The sequence below is a fragment of the Leisingera sp. ANG49 genome (assembly GCF_059694505.1).
Genome location: NZ_JCATZN010000001.1, coordinates 721137 through 738849, shown reverse-complemented (window position 1 = coordinate 738849; position 17713 = coordinate 721137). Strand labels below are relative to the sequence as shown.

General features: G+C 64.7%; 16 protein-coding genes. 8 read left to right on the top strand and 8 right to left on the bottom strand.

Features of this window, described 5'->3' with window-relative positions; genetic code table 11:
• Nucleotides 1–50 precede the first annotated feature (50 nt).
• Nucleotides 51–1355 carry an NAD-dependent dihydropyrimidine dehydrogenase subunit PreA gene (preA, locus tag AC58NV_RS03655; protein WP_497225926.1) on the top strand — a complete coding sequence of 435 codons (1305 nt, stop codon included), beginning with the start codon at nt 51–53 and terminating at the stop codon, nt 1353–1355.
• Between the two features lie 145 nt (nt 1356–1500).
• On the opposite strand, the gene AC58NV_RS03650 is transcribed toward preA, so the two are convergent.
• Entirely contained in the window at nt 1501–2115 is a 615-nt protein-coding gene (locus AC58NV_RS03650; RefSeq protein WP_497225925.1) for a TetR family transcriptional regulator C-terminal domain-containing protein, read from the bottom strand.
• A 265-nt stretch (nt 2116–2380) separates the two neighbouring features.
• Here AC58NV_RS03650 and AC58NV_RS03645 point away from each other — a divergent pair, with 265 nt between their 5' ends.
• The 7 genes from AC58NV_RS03645 (at nt 2381) to AC58NV_RS03615 (ending at nt 10285) form a co-directional block, all read left to right on the top strand.
• A complete protein-coding gene (locus tag AC58NV_RS03645; protein WP_497225924.1) occupies nt 2381–3631 on the top strand; it encodes a Zn-dependent hydrolase in 1251 nt (416 codons plus the stop codon).
• 131 nt (nt 3632–3762) lie between these two features.
• On the top strand, nt 3763–5217 hold the full coding sequence (hydA, locus tag AC58NV_RS03640; protein ID WP_497225923.1) for a dihydropyrimidinase: 1455 nt from the start codon (nt 3763–3765) through the stop codon (nt 5215–5217).
• A gap of 60 nt (nt 5218–5277) precedes the next feature.
• Complete coding sequence (locus tag AC58NV_RS03635; protein ID WP_497225922.1) at nt 5278–6117, top strand: ABC transporter ATP-binding protein; 840 nt, start codon at nt 5278–5280, stop codon at nt 6115–6117.
• A gap of 99 nt (nt 6118–6216) precedes the next feature.
• Nucleotides 6217–7134: an ABC transporter permease gene (locus AC58NV_RS03630; protein ID WP_497225921.1), complete on the top strand. Its 918-nt coding sequence runs from the start codon at nt 6217–6219 to the stop codon at nt 7132–7134.
• The gene (locus AC58NV_RS03625; protein ID WP_497225920.1) at nt 7131–7976 is read left to right on the top strand and encodes an ABC transporter permease; all 846 of its coding nucleotides are present in this window, start codon (nt 7131–7133) and stop codon (nt 7974–7976) included. The genes AC58NV_RS03630 and AC58NV_RS03625 overlap by 4 nt, the downstream gene beginning before the upstream one ends.
• 149 nt (nt 7977–8125) lie before the next feature.
• On the top strand, nt 8126–9112 hold the full coding sequence (locus AC58NV_RS03620) for an ABC transporter substrate-binding protein (protein ID WP_497225919.1): 987 nt from the start codon (nt 8126–8128) through the stop codon (nt 9110–9112).
• 294 nt (nt 9113–9406) lie between these two features.
• Nucleotides 9407–10285 (top strand): ATP-binding protein, encoded by an 879-nt coding sequence (locus AC58NV_RS03615; RefSeq protein ID WP_497226388.1) that lies wholly within the window; start codon nt 9407–9409, stop codon nt 10283–10285.
• Here AC58NV_RS03615 and AC58NV_RS03610 read toward each other — a convergent pair.
• The 7 genes from AC58NV_RS03610 to AC58NV_RS03580 all read right to left on the bottom strand — a co-directional run bounded on the left by AC58NV_RS03610 (nt 10245) and on the right by AC58NV_RS03580 (nt 17709).
• Complete coding sequence (locus tag AC58NV_RS03610; protein ID WP_497225918.1) at nt 10245–10745, bottom strand: flavin reductase family protein; 501 nt, start codon at nt 10743–10745, stop codon at nt 10245–10247. The genes AC58NV_RS03615 and AC58NV_RS03610 overlap by 41 nt on opposite strands.
• A gap of 56 nt (nt 10746–10801) precedes the next feature.
• Nucleotides 10802–12229 carry a 3'-5' exonuclease gene (locus AC58NV_RS03605; RefSeq protein ID WP_497225917.1) on the bottom strand — a complete coding sequence of 476 codons (1428 nt, stop codon included), beginning with the start codon at nt 12227–12229 and terminating at the stop codon, nt 10802–10804.
• A gap of 2 nt (nt 12230–12231) precedes the next feature.
• Nucleotides 12232–12750 (bottom strand): hypothetical protein, encoded by a 519-nt coding sequence (locus tag AC58NV_RS03600; RefSeq protein ID WP_497225916.1) that lies wholly within the window; start codon nt 12748–12750, stop codon nt 12232–12234.
• A gap of 85 nt (nt 12751–12835) precedes the next feature.
• Nucleotides 12836–14659, bottom strand: coding sequence for a DUF294 nucleotidyltransferase-like domain-containing protein (locus tag AC58NV_RS03595; RefSeq protein ID WP_497225915.1), 1824 nt, complete (start codon nt 14657–14659; stop codon nt 12836–12838).
• Nucleotides 14660–14765: 106 nt separating this feature from the next.
• On the bottom strand, nt 14766–16550 hold the full coding sequence (locus AC58NV_RS03590; RefSeq protein WP_497225914.1) for a sodium:solute symporter family protein: 1785 nt from the start codon (nt 16548–16550) through the stop codon (nt 14766–14768).
• Between the two features lies 1 nt (nt 16551).
• Complete coding sequence (locus AC58NV_RS03585; RefSeq protein WP_497225913.1) at nt 16552–16836, bottom strand: DUF4212 domain-containing protein; 285 nt, start codon at nt 16834–16836, stop codon at nt 16552–16554.
• A 189-nt stretch (nt 16837–17025) separates the two neighbouring features.
• Nucleotides 17026–17709 carry an adenylate kinase gene (locus tag AC58NV_RS03580; RefSeq protein WP_497225912.1) on the bottom strand — a complete coding sequence of 228 codons (684 nt, stop codon included), beginning with the start codon at nt 17707–17709 and terminating at the stop codon, nt 17026–17028.
• Nucleotides 17710–17713: the final 4 nt, after the last annotated feature.

The window sequence follows — 17713 nt, the reverse complement described above, 5'->3', positions numbered from 1 at the left end:
TTCGGGTGCGGTTCCACTGCACCCAAGCTAGCCTTAAGAGGAGAGATCAAATGGCTGATCTGACAACAGAATTTCTGGGTATCAAATCCCCCAACCCGTTCTGGCTGGCCTCTGCGCCGCCGACCGACAAGGAATACAATGTCCGCCGCGCATTCGAGGCCGGCTGGGGCGGCGTGGTCTGGAAGACCCTGGGCGCCGAAGGCCCGCCTGTGGTGAACGTGAACGGCCCGCGTTACGGCGCGATCTGGGGCGCCGACCGCCGCCTGCTGGGCCTCAACAACATCGAGCTGATCACCGACCGCCCCCTGCAGACCAACCTGGAGGAAATCACCCGGGTCAAGAAGGACTACCCGGACCGTGCCGTGATCGTGTCGATCATGGTGCCCTGCGAGGAGCAGGCCTGGAAGGATATCCTGCCGCAGGTCGAGGCCACCGGCGCCGATGGGATCGAGCTGAACTTCGGCTGCCCGCACGGCATGGCCGAGCGCGGCATGGGCTCCGCGGTGGGGCAGGTGCCGGAATACATCCAGATGGTCACCGAGTGGTGTAAGAAATACTACTCCAAGCCGGTGATCGTGAAGCTGACCCCGAACATCACCGACATCCGCAACCCGGCCCGCGCGGCAAATGCGGGCAATGCTGATGCGGTCAGCCTGATCAACACCATCAACTCGATCACTTCGGTGGACCTCGACAGCATGGCGCCGGAGCCGACCATCGGCGGCAAGGGCACCCACGGCGGCTATTGCGGACCGGCGGTGAAGCCGATTGCGCTGAACATGGTGGCGGAAATCGCCCGTGACCCGCAAACCCGCGGCCTGCCGATCTCTGCCATCGGCGGTGTCACCACCTGGCGCGACGCGGCGGAGTTCATGGCGTTGGGCGCGGGCAACGTGCAGGTCTGCACCGCAGCCATGACCTATGGCTTCAACGTGGTGAAGGAGATGATCTCGGGCTTGTCCAACTGGATGGACGAGAAGGGCTATAGCTCCACCCAGGATTTCATCGGCATGGCGGTGCCGAATGTGACCGACTGGCAGTATCTGGACCTGAATTATGTCACCAAGGCGAAGATCAGCCAGGACGACTGCATCAAATGCGGCCGCTGCTATGCGGCCTGCGAGGACACCTCGCACCAGGCAATCGCGATGAGCGAGGACCGGGTGTTCACGGTGAAGGACGACGAATGCGTCGCCTGCAACCTTTGTGTGAACGTCTGCCCGGTGGAGGGCTGCATCACCATGGAAGAGGTGCCGGCAGGCCAGATCGACGAGCGCACCGGCGAGGTGGTCTCGGCCGACTACGCCAACTGGACCACGCATCCGAACAATCCGTCGGCAACAGCCGCGGAGTAACTGAAACGCGCCCGGGCGGGCGCGCTGTCTCCCCGTTGACTTTACGCCCCGGCTGTCTGGCCGGGGCTTTTTTCATCCGGCTTGTTTTGGAAATAGGCAGGGCGGCGCAGTCCTTGCCGCAGTGTGAGCACACCGGAGTGCTACGTCAGGTTTTTGGTGTAAGCATCCGCCGGTAAAGGGTTTCCAGGTATTGCGGTGCGGCGTCGAACGGGTCTTCGTCGCCCATCAGCGTGCGCACCTGAGCGTCGAAATCGGCGTAGTGCTGGGTCAGCGACCAGATCGAAAACAGCAGGTGCTTGGGATGGGCGCGGTTGATCCGGCCTGCATCCATCCAGCCTTGCAAGAGCTGCGCCTTTTCCTCGACCAGCACGTACAGATCCGAAGCGATCACATCATGCAGCCGCGGCGCGCCCTGCACGATTTCATTGGCATACAGCCGGCTTTCGCGCGGGAAATCCCGGCTCATCTGCAGCTTGCGCTGCACATAGGCGAGGATTTCTTCCAGCGGCTCACCCTCCGGGTTCAAAGCCCGCAGCGGGTCCAGCCACGTATCCAGCAGCCCGGCCATCAGCTCGTTGAAGATCGCCTCCTTGGACGGGAAGTAGTAAAGCAGGTTCGGTTTGCTGAGCCCCGCCGCCTTGGCGATCTGGTCCACGGTGGAGCCGCGGAAGCCGTGGCTGGAGAAAACGTCCAGCGCGGCCTCCAGAATGGCGGCGCGATTCTTCTTTTGAATGCGGGTGGGCGCGCGGTCTGCGGGCATGTCCGTCCTGTCTGTTTCTGCCGCACCCGCCAGCGGAAGCGCGGAATTTCACCTATTTCCGGCAAAACAGCCGATTTTTTCAAGAGCCACGCGGCAATTTCTTGACTGGTGGTGAACCCGTGATAGCGTGAGTTTGACCAGTTGGTCAAATCAAAGGCGGGCGCGCAAAGACCACAGCTTTGATGAGACCGGCACTCAAAGCCACCTAACACGGCGCCAAGCCGGACAGCCTGCAAAGACGGGCGCACAGGGAAGGAAGCTGTTGATGACGTCGCTTGGACAGAATCTGAAAATCGATGGTGACAGGCTGTGGGACAGCCTGATGGAGATGGCCAGGATCGGCCCCGGCGTGGCAGGCGGCAACAACCGCCAGACGCTCACCGACGAGGACGGCGAGGGCCGTGCGCTGTTTCAGAAATGGTGCGTGGCGGCAGGCTGCACCATGGGGCTGGACCAGATGGGCAACATGTTTGCGATGCGTGCAGGCACCGATCCGGACGCGCTGCCGGTCTATGTCGGCTCTCACCTCGATACCCAGCCGACCGGCGGCAAATATGACGGGGTGCTGGGCGTGCTGGCGGGGCTGGAACTGATCCGCTCGCTCAACGACATGAACATCAAGACCAAGCACCCGATTGTGGCCACCAACTTCACCAACGAGGAAGGCACCCGCTATGCGCCGGCCATGCTGTCGTCGGGCGTGTTCGCCGGCGTGCATACCCAGGACTGGGCCTACGACCGGGAAGATGCCGAGGGCAAGAAGTTCGGCGATGAGCTGAAGCGCATCGGCTGGCGCGGCGAGGAGGAAACCGGTGCCCGCAAGATGCACGCCTTCTTTGAGCTGCACATCGAGCAGGGACCGATCCTGGAGGCCGAGGGCAAGGACATCGGCGTCGTGACCCACGGCCAGGGACTGAGCTGGACGCAGGTGACCATCACCGGCAAGGACGCCCATACCGGTTCCACCCCGATGCCGATGCGCCGCAATGCGGGCCTTGCGATGGCGCGGATCCTGGAGGAGGTGGACGCAATCGCCTGGAGCCACGCGCCCCATGCGGTCGGCGCCGCGGGCCATATCGACGTCTACCCGAACTCGCGCAACGTGATCCCGGGCAAGGTGGTCTTCACCGTCGATTTCCGCAGCCCGGATCTGGACGTGATCACCGACATGGAAAGCCGGCTGCGCGAGAAGGGCACCCGGATTGCAGAGGCGATGGGGGTCGGGATCGAGTTCGAGAAGGTGGGCGGCTTCGACCCGGTGGCCTTTGACGAGGGCTGCGTCAGCGCGGTGCGCAATGCGGCGGACCGGCTGGGCTACTCGCATCTCGATATCATCTCCGGCGCCGGCCATGACGCCTGCTGGATCAACCGGGTGGCGCCGACCGCGATGGTAATGTGCCCCTGCGTCGACGGCCTCAGCCACAACGAGGCCGAGGAGATCAGCAAGGAATGGGCCGAGGCCGGCGCCAATGTGCTGTTCCACGCGGTGGTCGAAACAGCGGAGATCGTTGAATAGGGGGCGCCGCCCCCGCGGCCCCTTGGGCCGCTCCCCCGGAGTGCTTCGGGAAAGGTGAAACAAGCTGCGCCAGACAGCGGAAGAGATAAGTGGAGGCGCCAAAATGCGCCCCGATTCAGGGAGTTATAACCATGAGTAAAGTCATCCGAGGCGGCACCATCGTGACCGCCGATCTGACCTACAAGGCCGATGTGCTGATTGAAAACGGAGTCATCACCCAAATCGGCCCGAACCTGAAAGGCGACGAGGAGCTGGACGCCACCGGCTGCTATGTGATGCCGGGCGGGATCGACCCGCACACCCACCTGGAGATGCCCTTCATGGGCACCTACAGTTCCGATGATTTTGAGAGCGGCACCCGCGCCGGGCTGGCCGGCGGCACCACCATGGTGGTGGATTTCGCGCTGCCGAACCCGGGCGAAAGCCTGCTGGACGCGCTGAAGCGCTGGGACAACAAGTCGACCCGCGCCAACTGCGATTATTCCTTCCACATGGCGGTCACCTGGTGGGGCGAGCAGGTCTTTGACGACATCAAGACCGTGATCCAGGAGCGCGGCATCAACACCTTCAAGCACTTCATGGCCTACAAGGGCGCGCTGATGGTGAATGATGATGAGCTTTATGCGTCGTTCAAACGCCTTTCGGAACTGGGCGGCATCGCGCTTGTGCATGCCGAAAACGGCGATGTGGTGGCGGAGCTGCAGGCCAAGCTGATGGCGGAGGGCAACACCGGACCGGAAGCGCATGCCTATTCCCGCCCGCCGCAGGTGGAGGGCGAGGCGACCAACCGCGCGATCATGATCGCCGATATGGCTGGCGTGCCGCTTTATGTCGTGCATACCTCCTGCGAGGACAGCCACGAGGCCATCCGCCGCGCCCGGATGCAGGGCAAGCGGGTCTGGGGCGAGCCGCTGATCCAGCATCTGACCCTTGATGAAAGCGAGTATTTCAACAAGGACTGGGACCACGCCGCCCGGCGGGTGATGTCGCCGCCGTTCCGCAACAAGCAGCATCAGGACAGCCTTTGGGCCGGACTGCAGTCAGGCTCCTTGTCTGTCGTGGCGACCGACCACTGCGCCTTTACAACGGAGCAGAAGCGCACTGGCGTTGGCGATTTCACCAAGATCCCGAACGGCACCGGCGGGCTGGAGGACCGGATGCCGATGCTGTGGACCCACGGCGTGGAAACCGGCCGCCTGACCCCGAACGAGTTTGTTGCGGTTACGTCAACAAACATCGCCAAGATCCTGAATTGCTATCCGAAAAAGGGCGCGGTTCTGGTTGGCGCCGACGCCGACCTGGTGGTCTGGGACCCGGAAAAGCGCAAAACGATTTCTGCAGGCACCCAGCAGTCCTCGATCGACTACAACGTGTTCGAGGGGCATGAGGTGAAGGGCCTGCCGCGCTTTACCCTGACCCGAGGCCATGTGGCGGTGCATGACGGCGAGATCCGCTGCCAGGAGGGCCACGGCAAGTTCGTGTCGCGGGAGCCCAACACCACGGTGAACAAGGCGCTGTCGACCTGGAAAGAGCTGACCGCGCCGCGTCCGGTGGAACGCACCGGCATCCCGGCAACAGGCGTGTAAATCAGGAGCGGGCTGCCGGTAACGGCGGCCCGTTTTCCTGTGTGAAATCAAGGCGAAGATATGAATATGGAACCGACCACCCAGGCAATCCGACCCGAGGCCGCCGCTTCCGCACCAGCCCCCGCAGATTGCGTGATTGAGGCCCGGAACCTGGACCTGACCTTCCAGACCAACGATGGCCCGGTGCACGCGCTGAAGGATGTGAGCCTGGAGATCAACAAGGGCGATTTTGTCTCCTTCATCGGCCCGTCGGGCTGCGGCAAGACCACCTTTCTGCGCTGTATCGCGGCGCTGGAAACACCAACCGGCGGCAGCCTGAGCGTCAACGGCATGACCCCGGATGAGGCGCGGCGCAACCGCGCCTACGGCTATGTGTTCCAGGCGGCGGGGCTGTACCCCTGGCGCACCATCTCCAAGAACATCAAGCTGCCGCTGGAGATCATGGGATACTCCAAGGCGGAGCAGGAAAAGCGCGTTAACCAAGTCCTGGAACTTGTTGAATTGTCAGGCTTTGACGGTAAGTTCCCCTGGCAGCTGTCGGGCGGTATGCAGCAGCGGGCGAGTATCGCGCGGGCGCTGGCATTTGATGCCGATATCCTGCTGATGGACGAACCTTTCGGGGCGCTGGATGAGATCGTGCGCGACCACCTGAATGAGCAGCTGTTGAAGCTGTGGGCGCGGACTGACAAGACCATCGGCTTTGTCACCCACTCGATCCCTGAGGCGGTGTATCTGTCCACCAAGATCGTGGTGATGTCGCCGCGGCCGGGCCGTATCCACGACGTGATCGACAGCACGCTTCCCAAGGAGAGGCCGCTGGATATCCGCGACAGCCCGGAGTTCATCGAGATCGCCCACCGGGTGCGCGAGGGCCTGCGGGCGGGGCATGGCGATGACTGAATTTGCCAGAAGGACCCGCCGGAATTGGGGGGTGACATCTGTGCACCCCCTGTGCACCCCCTGTGCACCGGGCGGCTGCCGGTCAGGGAGGGCGGGGTCATGAAAAGCCTTGTTGCCGTCCTCACCGTGCTCGCCGCCATCATCGCCTTCTGGTACGCGGCCTGCGTGCCGATGAACATCAAGGGGGTGCTGGATCAGGCGGAGCGGGCAGGGGTTGAGGTCACCCCTGCGACCGCCAAGGAACGCCGGGGCATGAGCGAGATCGGGCTGGTGGCGAAGAACAGCTTTGCCATCAATGACACTTGGGTGCAGGAGCGCCCGCGGCTGCCCGCGCCGCATCAGGTGGCGGTGGAGCTGTGGGAGACCACGGTGGAGAAGAAGATCACCTCCAAGCGCAGCTTGATCTATCACGGGCAGGTGACGCTGTCGGCCACGCTTCTGGGCTTTGCCATCGGCACCGGGCTTGGCATCCTGCTGGCGGTGGGGATCGTGCATTCCCGCGTCATGGACATGTCGGTGATGCCCTGGGCGATTGTCAGCCAGACCATCCCGATCATCGCGCTGGCGCCGATGATTATCGTGGTTTTGTACTCCATCGGGGTGCAGGGGATCATCCCCAAGGCGGTGATCTCAGCCTACCTCAGCTTCTTCCCGGTGGTTGTCGGCATGGTGAAGGGGCTTCGGGCGCCGGATGCGATGCAGCTGGACCTGCTCAAAACCTACAATGCCAACACGAACCAGGGGTTCTGGAAGCTGCGGCTGCCGTCCTCGATGCCCTACCTGTTTGCCTCGCTGAAGATCGGCATTGCCGCCTCGCTAGTAGGGGCCATCGTGGGTGAGCTGCCGACCGGGGCGGTTGCGGGCCTTGGCGCGCGGCTTTTGGCGGGCAGCTACTATGGGCAGACCGTGCAGATCTGGTCGGCGCTGTTTGCCGCGGCGATTCTGGCGGCGGCGCTGGTGGCGCTGTTGGGGCTGATTGAGAAACTGGTGCTGAACCGGATGGGGGTGCGGGCATGATACTGGTGATCCTTGCAATCCTTGTCTGGTGTTTGGGCTGGTGGCTGAACAGCCGCCTGGCAAACAGCCCGGCCTCGAAAACCCGCGCGGTGCAGCTGTTGGTGCCGGCCATCTTTGGCATCACCGTGCTGGTGGTCTGGGAGCTTCTGGTTCGCGGACTGGCGGTGTCGCTGGTGATCCTGCCGGCGCCCACGGTGATTGCAGCGCGCTTTGCCTCCAGCCTGCCGATCCTGTGGGAGGATTTTGCCCAGACCATCCTGAAAGGCGCGCTTGGCGGCTATGTGATCGGCTGCGGCGCGGCCTTCCTGACCGCGATCCTGGTGGACCGCAGCGATTTCCTGCGCCGCGGGCTGCTGCCGGTCGGGAACTTCGTGGCGGCGCTGCCGATTGTCGGCACCGCGCCGATCCTGGTGATGTGGTTCGGATTCGACTGGCACTCCAAGGCCGCTGTCGTGGTGGTCATGGTGTTCTTCCCGATGCTGGTGAACACGGTGGCGGGCCTGCGCGAGACCTCGGCCATGCAGCGGGATCTGATGCAGACTTATGCGGCGACCTACTGGCAGAGCTTCTTCAAGCTGCGGCTGCCGGCAGCGCTGCCGTTTGTGTTCAACGGGCTCAAGATCTCAACCACGCTGGCGCTGATCGGGGCGATCGTGGCGGAGTTTTTCGGCTCGCCCACCGTTGGCATGGGTTTCCGCATTTCCACCAGTGTCGGCCAGCTGGCGCTGGACATGGTCTGGGCGGAAATCGTGGTGGCGGCGCTGGCCGGTTCGGCCTTCTACGGGCTGGTGGCGCTGATCGAGAAGAGCTTTACCTTCTGGCACCCGTCGCAGCGGGGCTGAAAGTTGAACCGTCCCGCTGATTGCGGGGCGGTTTTTTGCGGGAATCTTGCGCGGGGTGCCGGCAAAGGCCGGCCTTATAAAGAAAAAACTTTGAACGAATGGTCAAACCCGGGCAAGCTTCACACCATAATCAATAGGGAGAACGAGACATGAAACATCTGATGACGGCGGCAGCGCTGGCACTGGGCACCGCGGGGGCGGCGCAGGCGGCGGATGACGTGACGCTGCAGCTGAAATGGGTGACCCAGGCGCAGTTCGCAGGCTACTATGTGGCGCTGGACAAGGGGTTCTATGAGGAAGAGGACCTGAACGTCACCATCCTGCCGGGCGGCCCCGACATCGCGCCGACCCAGGTGATTGCCGGCGGCGGCGCTGACGTGACTGTGGAATGGATGCCCGCGGCGCTGGCAGCGCGCGAAAAGGGCCTGCCGCTGGTCAATATCGCCCAGCCGTTCAAATCCTCCGGCATGATGCTGACCTGCTGGAAGGACACCGGCATCGCCGAGCCTGCCGATCTGGCCAACCGCACCCTGGGCGTCTGGTTCTTCGGCAACGAGTTCCCCTTCATGAGCTGGATGAGCCAGCTGGGCATCTCCACCGAAGGCAAGGGCGAAAGCGGTGTGGAAGTGCTGAAACAGGGTTTCAACGTCGACCCGCTGCTGCAGCGCCAGGCGGACTGCATTTCGACCATGACCTATAACGAATACTGGCAGGTGATTGATGCGGGCGTGTCCCCGGATGAGCTGATCACCTTCAAGTATGAGGACCAGGGCGTGGCGACGCTGGAAGACGGTCTGTACGTGCTGGAGGAAAAGCTGAGCGATGAGGCGTTCACCGGCAAGATGGAGCGCTTTGTCCGGGCGTCGATGAAAGGCTGGAAATACGCCGAGGAGAACCCGGACGAGGCGGCAGAGATCGTGCTGGACAACGATGCCTCCGGCGCCCAGACCGAGACCCACCAGAAGCGGATGATGGGCGAGATCGCCAAGCTGACCGCAGGCAGCAACGGCGCGCTGGACCCGGCAGACTATGAGCGCACCGTGTCGACCCTGATGGGCGGCGGCTCTGATCCGGTGATCACCAAGCAGCCGGAAGGCGCCTGGACCCATGCCATCACCGATGCGGCGCTGAAGTAAGGCAACGCGCCTGCCGAAAGCCTTACAGCCCCGCCGGATCCGGTCCGGCGGGGTTTTGCGTGGCAGGCCTGCGGTTCTGTTAAAACTGCAACAAAAAGGCTGTGCGGAGAAAATACTCCCTAAGGTTGTTCTGTTTTGTGTTAACCTTCCTTTATGGGAGAGGTGTGCGGACATATCTCTGAACGGCAAGGGCCTGCTGGCTGCGCACCGCAGCATCTGTGCCTTTGCGCTCGGCCGGAGGCCGCCGAATGCCGGTCCAGGTATGCGGTCAAGGGGCGGTCCGCCTTGCTGGATGTGGCCAGCCGGAGCAGTGCCCTGCCGCTGATGGCGCTGTGTCAGGCCGCGCACAGACGCAAGCTGGAAACAGGCCGGGCGCAGATTCTGGTGCTGTATGAGCTCGAGCCGCCGGGGCTGGCAGAGTCCTGCACTGCGCACAGCGATGTGGTTCCGGCAGCGGTCTGCCGCCTGGACAAGATCACCCATGCCGACCTGCTGCATGCTCTGGCCTGCGGTTTCGACGTTGTCTACCTGCAGGCCTGCACCGCGCCGCAGGGGCAGGAGGCGCAGCGGCTGGAAGTGGACCTGGTACGGGCCCTGGGGGGCTTGGGCCGGATCCTGCTGTTCAACGGTGCCGCCGGGGTGGACCGGCGTCTGGCGGCGCGGTTGCTGCCGTTTCCCGCGGTTGCGCCGGAGGTGCTGGCGGTAGGCAACCGACGGGACACCGCGCGGGCCAGTGCGGCGGCGCTGCTGCCTGCCAGCACCGGTCATGCCGCCCTGCCGGAGCAGGCGCCTTACGGGTCTGTCAGTCTGGATGAGACCCTGTGCAACAATTGCAGCAGCTGTGTCTGGGTCTGCCCCTCGGACGCGCTGAGCCTGACTGAGAACGGCGGCGCGCTGACCTTTGTAGAGTCGCTATGCACGCAGTGCGGGCTGTGCGTTTCGGTCTGCCCGCAGCGGGCGCTGAGCATGACGCCCGGCATGGATCTGACCGCTTATGCGGTGCTGCCGCATCAGCTGTCCGGGGAAGACGGGCACTTGGCCGGCCCGTCCGCCGTCGGCATTGCCGGGGACGAGGCGCCGGCCGGGCCGCATCCTGCCCCCGAAGATGGCTTGCCCTTTGCGGAGGAGGCGGTCAGCCCTGTTCTAGAAAGCCGCCATACTGGCCGCGTTTGAAGATCAGCCCCTTGCCCGGCCGGGTGGTGACACGCGCCACTTCTCCGATGACGATGGTGTGGTCGCCCGCAGGATGGGCGGCATAGCGGCGGCAGTCGAAACGGGCAATCACCCCCTCCAGCGCCGGCGCCCCCAGTTCGTTGGGCTGCCAGGCCGCGGCGCTGAAATCCTCGCCGAAGGCGGCAAAATGCTTGGACAAGCCCAGCTGGTCCTCCGCCATCACATGAATCGCGAAATTTTCAGCCGCGACAAAGGCGTCATGGCGCAGCGAGGCCTTGGCCGGGCACCACAGCATCAGGGGCGGGTCCAGCGAGACCGAGGTGAAGCTGTTGACGGTAATGGCCAGCGGGCCGCGTTCTGTCCGGGTGGTGACAACGGTCACCCCGGTGCCAAAGCAGCCGAGCGCATCGCGGTAGGCCCGGGCGGTGTCCGGCCCGGGAATAAAGCTGGTGTCGGCCATTTCGCGCGCCTTTTGTTCGTTCCGGGCCGTGACCTGCCACGCATGGCCCCGATTGTCTAGCCTCGGTTCTGCTCCTGATTCATGTCCTCAATGAGGCGGCCATGCTTACGGGTCTGTTCCAGCACCGCGCCGAAAGTCGTGAGCCCGCGGGCCTCCAGCATCGGCAGCATCCTGCAGAACACCTCTGCGGTGGCGCGGGCATCCCCCATCGCGGTGTGGCGCAGGGCAGGCGGGATGGTGACATCCAGCCGGTCGCAAAGCGCATCCAGCGTGTGGCTCTGGGAGGCGCCGAACAGCACCGCGCTCAGCAGCACCGTGTCCAGCACCGGCTGGTCCCAGGTGACGCCGGTGCGCTTGGCGTGGCGGTGCAGAAACGCCATGTCGAAGGGGGCGTTATGGGCCACGATCACTGCGTCGGAGGCAAAGCGGTGGAAATCGCGGGCGGCATTGGCAATGCCCGGACGTCCCCGCACCATGGTATCGGTGATGCCGTGCACCTTGGTCGAGGCAGCCGGAATGGGGCGGCCCGGGTTCACCAGGGTCTCAAAGGCTTCGCTTTCGATGATCCGCCCGCGCACCACCCGCAGGGCGCCGATCTGCACGATCTCGTCCTTGTGCGGCAGCAGGCCGGTTGTCTCGGTGTCGAACACCACATAGCTGAGGCTGGAGAGCCTGCGGCCGTTCAGCTCTGCGTGTTCGGTTTCCAGCAGCGCAAAGTCATAGACCAGCGGGCGGTCTTGCTCCGGGGCGAGGTCGGCATGGGCGCCTTCGAACAGGATGATATAGCCCGGCGCGCCGCCAAGGGGTTTCAGGCGCAGTTCGAACACCTGGCTGCTGCTGGCGCTTTTGACTTCCGCCTCAATCTCCTTGCCGCCACGCACCAGACGGCCGTAGGCCGCCTCCAGCCCGGTCTGGTCCAGATAATCCGACAGCGGCGCATTCAGCCGCGGCGGCGCCTCCTCCGCCAGCACCGCGGCGGCCTGGCCGTCATAAAGCACGATCTGATGCGCGGGGCTGGCCATCACGGTGGCAACCGGAATGTCGGTCAGCAGCGCCGCCAGCCGGGTTTTCTCCGCCTCAAGCTGCTCCGTCTCGCGGGCGATCGCTTCTGCCGCGTCCAGCGCCGAGGCGCCCAGCTTTCCGGCCAGCCCTTCCGCGGCAGCGGCCAGATCGCCCAGGTAGCGGGCGCCGTGGGTGTCCAGTTCCTTGCTGACACCGGCATGCGCGCGGGCGCGCATGCCGGCGGCCAGCCGCTCGATCGGCTTGGCGACGTTTTCGTCGAACAGCAGCCAGACCGCGGCGCAGAGGCCGAGAATGGCGAAAGCGCTGAGCAGGCCGGAGAAGATGAAGGCATCCATCAGCTCGGGCTGGCCCGCGCGGTTGTAGCCGGCCCAGAGCGCGCCGGCAGTGACCGCGGTGCCGCCAAGCGCCAGCAGGCAGAAGAACAGGAAGATCCGCAGCCGCAGTGACAAGCGTGTGTGCATGGCTATCCTCCGCAGGCAGTGGTCAAAATGGCATCATCGGCCGCTGCTGCCACCCAGTCCAGCCCCTTGGGCAGCCCGTCGCCGGAAAACGCGGCTGTGCCTCCGGCCAGCGCTCGCCGCCACTTGCCGCAGTCCAGCACCGCGGCCTGTTTGCTGACCGGCGCCCAGCGGCCGAAGAAATAGAGATCAGCCAGGAAAACCTGCGGGTGCGCCGGGTGGCTTTTCATCGTGGCGGTATCCACCGCGGCGAAGCGGTCCACATAAGGCACCACCTGCGTCCAGGGGCGGTAGAGGCTGCGGTTCTCGATGGTTTCGGCCACGGCCAGCCCTTCGGGCAGGGCGGCCTTGGTGCGGCTGTACCAGCCGTATTCGGAGGCGATGGTGACGCCGATCATCGCCAGGCCCGCCGCCACCGGCGCCATCCAGCGCGGCAGCCGCCCCTTCAGCGTCCGGTTCAGCAGCATCACCACGCCCGCCGCGGCAATGCCCGCAAAAACCACCGCAATCAGTTCCAGAAACATATGCTCTCCCCGCAGGCCTCCGGCCTTTTCATCTTTCTCAAAATACTCGCGCCTCAGGCTCCCGCATTCTCCGCAGGCGCAGCCGTCAGCTCAGCATCCCCTTACCGTGGCCAACCGCCGATTGCATTGTTTTTACCACAACAAAGGCGTCGCGCAGATGGCTTCTCTCAAAATCCGACAGATCCGAGGGCGCCAGATAGTTGTCCGGCGCCTGGGCGCTGCGGATCTGCCCGGCCTGATGCTCCAGCCGGGTTTGGGAGATCAAGTCGTAGGCGTCCATGAGGTCGCGCGCGCCGGAGGGGCTGAGCACGCCCGCGGCCTCCGCTGCCTCCAGCCGGGCGCGGGTGTTGACCTCTGCCAGCTGCCCCTGCAGCGCATAGATGCGGCCCAGGTCCACCACCGGCACAACGCCGTTGTGCTTCATGTCCAGCGTGTTGCGGTGCTCTCCCGAGCGGATGGTGGCCAGCCCGCGCAAGAGGCCCAGCGGCGGCGTGTGCTTCAGCGAGTTGGCGATCATGTGCGCGGTGAAGATCGAGTTGGCGCTGGCGGCCTTCAGGGTTTCCTGCTGCAGGTCCGCAAACAGCGCGGCGTCGCCGCCGATCGGGCGCAGGTCGAACATCACCGAGGCCAGCATCTGCGCCTCGGGGCTGGGCTTGGCGATCCAGCCGCGGAAATAGTCGCGCCAGACTCGCAGCGGCTGCCGCCAGCGAGGGTTGGAGGCCATCATGTCGCCGGGGCAATAGACATAGCCGCAGGTATTGAGCCCGTCGCAGACGAACCTAGCGAGTTGCTCGAAATAGGGCTCATCTCCGGGGGCCAGATCATCGGACAGGATCAGGCAGTTGTCCTGATCGGAGACGCCGGTCTGCTCGCGCCGCCCTTGCGAGCCGCAGGCGAGCCACAGGTAGGGAACGGGCGGGGCGCCGAGGTGTTCCTCGGCCAGCGCCAGCAGGCGGCGGGTCACGGTGTCGGCGATGTCGGTGATCAGGCGGGTGACCACCTCGTGCCGGTTGCCGCCTGCCACTAGCTGCACCAGCAGGCGGGGGATTTCGGCGGTGACCTTGGCCATCTCCTCAGCTGACCCGGCGCGGGCGATGGCAGCGACCATCTCGCCCGAGCTGACGGCCTGGAAGCGGGTGAGGTCGGTCTGGGTGACAATGCCTGCAAGTTTGCCAGCCTCAACCACCGGGATGTGGCCGATGCCGTGCTCCATCATCATGTGCAGCACGTCGGAGCCGATGGCAGAGGGCGCCAGGGTCAGCGGGTCCGGGGTCATTACCATGCTGACCGGGGTGGAGATCGGTTTGCCCGCAGCGAGGATTTTGCCGGTGAGGTCGCGGGTGGTGAGAATGCCGTGCAGCGTGTCCCCGTCGGTCACGCAGATGGATGAAATCCGGCGGTCCCGCATCAGCTGCGCCGCACCCTGGCAGGTGAGGCCGCCGGAACAGGTGACCGGGTCGCGGGCCATGATAGTCGCCACGCGGGTGGTCGCAAGGCTGCCGGAGTTCCGGCTGCCGGGGCGGCGGCGGTCGAAGAACCTGGCCACCTTCGGCTGGCTTGCCATCAGGGCGTGGAAGTCTGTCTTGGGCAGCAGCAGCAGGAGCGTCTCTGCCGTGGCCCGGGCCGATGTCACCGCGCGGCCGCCGCGGGTCAGCCCGCGCTCGCCAAATGAATTGCGGGGGCCGAGGATGGAGACAGGGATGCCGTTCTCATCGGTCACTTCCACCTCGCCGGTGTGGACCAGGTAGAGGCCGTTCAGCTCCTCGTTCAGGGCATAGACGGGATCGCCTGCGGCGGCCTGGATCAGGCGGAACTTCGGCGCCAGATCCTGCAGCCGCGCCGGGTCGAGGCTGTCATAGGGGTGAACCGAGGACAGGAAGCGGAGCAGGGCGGCGTCAGATAGGGGCATGGTTGTACCTGCATGGGATCAGGAAAAAAATGGCCCCGCCAGTGAAACACCGGACGGGACCATGAGGGAAGAGGCGGGCCGCTGGGAGCAGCCCGCCCAGGGGAGGTCAGTGGTCCTGTGCGGCACCTGCGCCGCGCGGGATGCGGACGCTTTCCACCAGCTCTTCGATCTCGGCGGGGATCGCCTCGCTCGACTTCGACACGAAGTAGGCCACCGCGAAGTTCACCATTGCGCCAATCGCACCGAAGGAGGTGGATTTTATGGTGCCCAGCAGCGGGTCCGCATCGGTGAAGGAGTTGGTGCCCGGGATGAACAGCCAGCCCTTGTGCAGGAAGATGTAGACCAGGGTCACGATCAGGCCTGCCAGCATGCCGGCCACGGCGCCCTTGTTGTTCACCTTGGTGAAGATGCCCATCATCAGCGCCGGGAAGATCGAGGCTGCGGCCAGGCCGAAGGCCAGTGCCACGGTCTGCGCAGCAAAGCCCGGCGGGTTCAGACCCAGGTAGGTCGCCACACCGATGGCCACGGCCATGGCGATACGGGCCGACAGCAGCTCGCCTTTTTCCGAGATGTTCGGGTTGATCGAGCCCTTGATCAGGTCGTGCGACACGGCGGACGAGATCGCCAGCAAGAGGCCCGCAGCGGTGGACAGTGCAGCCGCCAGGCCGCCAGCCGCCACCAGACCGATCACCCAGCTGGGCAGGTTGGCGATTTCCGGGTTGGCCAGAACCAGGATGTCGCGGTTGAACTTGGTCAGCTCATTGCCGGCCCAGCCGTTTGCCGCAGCAGTTGCCTGCAGCTCTTCGGACTGGTCGTTGTAGTACTGGATTGCACCGTCGCCGTTCTTGTCTTCCCAAGCCAGCAGGCCGGTTTTCTGCCAGGTGGCCATCCAGTCGTACTGCGGATCGTTCTCGATCTGCTGCACGGTCACGGCACCGCCTTCGATGCCGCCGTTCGGCCACATCATTTCGGTGATGTTCAGGCGCGCCATGGCGCCAACAGCCGGAGCGGTCAGATACAGCAGCGCGATGAACACCAGGGTCCAGCCGGCCGACCAGCGGGCGTCAGCCACGCGCGGCACGGTGAAGAAACGCATGATCACGTGGGGCAGGCCCGCGGTGCCGATCATCAGCGACAGGGTGAACAGCACCATGTTGAAGGTGTCGGCATGGTGCAGAGTGTACTCCTTGAAGCCCAGCTCGGTCACGATCGCGTCCAGCTTGGCCAGCAGCGGCTCGCCGGAGGCGGCGTGGTCGCCGAACAGGCCCAGGGCCGGGATCGGGTTGCCGGTCAGCTGCAACGAGATGAAGATCGCCGGGATGGTGTAGGCGGTGATCAGCACGCAGTACTGAGCCACCTGGGTGTAGGTCACGCCCTTCATGCCGCCGAACACGGCGTAGGCGAAGACCACACAGGCGCCGATCAGCAGGCCCGCGGTGTTGGAGACCTCCAGGAAGCGGCCGAAGGCAACGCCGACGCCGGTCATCTGGCCGATCACATAGGTGGTCGAGGCGACGATCAGGCAGATCACAGCCACCACACGCGCGGTCGGGGAATAGAACCGGTCGCCGATGAACTCGGACACGGTGTACTTGCCGAACTTGCGCAGGTAGGGGGCCAGCAGCAGTGCCAGCAGAACGTAGCCGCCGGTCCAGCCCATCAGGAAGGTGGAGTTGTCATAGCCGGTGAAGGCAATGAGGCCCGCCATCGAGATGAAGGAGGCCGCCGACATCCAGTCGGCCGCGGTTGCCATGCCGTTGGTGACAGGGTGAACGCCCCGGCCCGCGGCATAGAATTCAGATGTGGAGCCCGCGCGGGCCCAGATCGCGATGCCGATGTAGAGCGCAAAGGACGCGCCCACAAACAGCAGGTTGATGGTAAACTGGTCCATCTTATTCTTCCTCCACGCCGTATTCGCGGTCCAGCTTGTTCATCCGGAACGCGTAGAAAAAGATCAGCCCCAGGAACACCAGGATCGAGCCTTGCTGGGCGAACCAGAAGCCCAGATCGCTGCCGCCGATCTTGATGCCCGACAGCAGCGGGCGCAGCAGAATGCCGAAGCCGAATGAAACAACAGCCCAGATAATCAGGCTGACGATAATGATGCGCACATTGGCCGCCCAATAGCCCTTGTCGGCTTCGGCGGCCTTTGCGGCGTTTGTGGTTTGATCCGCCATGGCGGCTCCTCCTTCTTCCTCCATGCCTGCCGTGCGGGAGCGCAGGGCAAACCTCCTCTGTTTGCCTGCTGCCGGGTTCACGGGCGTGCAGGCATGACTCCGCTGGTCCGCCAAGGCGGTGCCTTCGGGTATTCCAATGTCCGGGGGACGGGGTCCTGCGGGTTCAGCGCAGGCCCCGTTTCTTGTTGGTTAGCTGGTGGCCTCGGTCACGATGGCCGCCATGTCCCGGGCGATGTCGTCGATACCGCCCATGGCATCTGTGGTCTTCAGAACTTCCTTGCCGCCGTAGTAGGCAATCAGCGGCGCGGTCTGCGCGTGATAGGCCTCCAGCCGGCTGGCAACGGTTTCCGCATTGTCATCGGCGCGGCGCTTCATCTCGGTGCCGCCGCATTTGTCGCATTTGCCGGCCTCGGCGGGCTGCTTGAAGCTGTCGTGATAGCCCTCGCCGCAGCCTGCGCAGGTGTAGCGGCCGGAAATTCGCTCGACCATCGCGGCGTCGTCCACTTCCAGGCTGATCGCGGCGTTGATCTTCTGGCCGGTTTCCGCCAGCAGACCGTCCAGCGCCTCGGCCTGCACCGTGGTGCGGGGAAAGCCGTCGAGGATCACGCCCTTGGCGCAGTCCGGCTCTGTCAGACGGTCGCGCAGGATGTTGATCACGATCTCGTCACTGACCAGCTGGCCTGCCTCCATCACCGCCTTGGCGGCGAGGCCGGCCGGGGTGCCCGCGGCAACCGCTTCGCGCAGCAGGTCGCCGGTCGACAGCTGCACATAGCCGAATTTTTCCTCCAGCATCCGCGCCTGGGTGCCCTTGCCGGCGCCCGGGGGGCCCAGCAGGATCAGAACGGCGGGACGGGTCATTACTTCCGTGGTCATCGTT